Annotated in this window: 1 protein-coding gene; it reads left to right on the top strand. The window is 66.1% G+C overall.

Going from position 1 to position 230, the window contains the following annotated elements; genetic code table 11:
• Nucleotides 1-230: cbb3-type cytochrome c oxidase subunit I (locus tag GTW40_RS23455; RefSeq protein ID WP_202486316.1), on the top strand; the 230-nt coding region annotated here is incomplete at both ends.

Genomic DNA, 230 nt, shown 5'->3' with positions numbered 1-230 from the left:
GAGCAGTTCAACCAGGCGTTCACGATGCACGGCACCGTGATGCTGCTGATGTTCGCGACGCCGCTGTTCGCCGGTTTCGCGAACTGGATCATGCCGCTGCAGATCGGCGCGCCCGACGTGGCGTTCCCGCGGCTGAACATGTTCGCCTACTGGCTCTACCTGTTCGGCTCGACGATCGCCGTGGGTGGCTTCCTCACCCCGCAGGGCGCGGCCGACTTCGGCTGGTTCGC

Origin of the sequence: Streptomyces sp. SID4985, assembly GCF_009863025.1 — a bacterium.
GTDB lineage: Bacteria > Actinomycetota > Actinomycetes > Streptomycetales > Streptomycetaceae > Streptomyces.
Note: the sequence above shows the minus strand (reverse complement) of the source record. Positions and strands in the feature narration are given on the sequence as shown.